We start from the raw sequence: 302 nt of genomic DNA, 5'->3' as shown, positions 1-302 counted from the left end.
AGCTGCGCACCCGGGACCGCCAGCGCAAGCTGATCTCGACGCTCGACGCGGCCCTGCGCCGGATCGAAGAGGGCGACTACGGACCTTGCGAAGCCACGGGCGAGCCGATCTCGCTGAAGCGGCTGGATGCGCGCCCGATCGCGACCCTGAGCCTGGAGGCGCAGGAGCGGCACGAGCGCCGCGAGAAGGTGCATCGCGACGACTGAGCCCGCCGCCCCCCTGCCGCGACGCGCCATAAAGATGCAGGGAAGTCACAGTTTCACAGACACCGGAGCCCTGCCTCCGGTGTTTTTGTTTTCGGG

General features: G+C 68.5%; 1 protein-coding gene. It reads left to right on the top strand.

Annotated elements, in window-relative coordinates:
- The coding region (locus E0702_RS16600; RefSeq protein ID WP_205742004.1) for a TraR/DksA C4-type zinc finger protein at positions 1-206 on the top strand (206 nt) is incomplete at its 5' end.
- Positions 207-302: the final 96 nt, after the last annotated feature.

The sequence above is a fragment of the Halomonas marinisediminis genome, from assembly GCF_004347715.1.
Lineage (GTDB): Bacteria > Pseudomonadota > Gammaproteobacteria > Pseudomonadales > Halomonadaceae > Halomonas > Halomonas icarae.
Note: the sequence above shows the minus strand (reverse complement) of the source record. Positions and strands in the feature narration are given on the sequence as shown.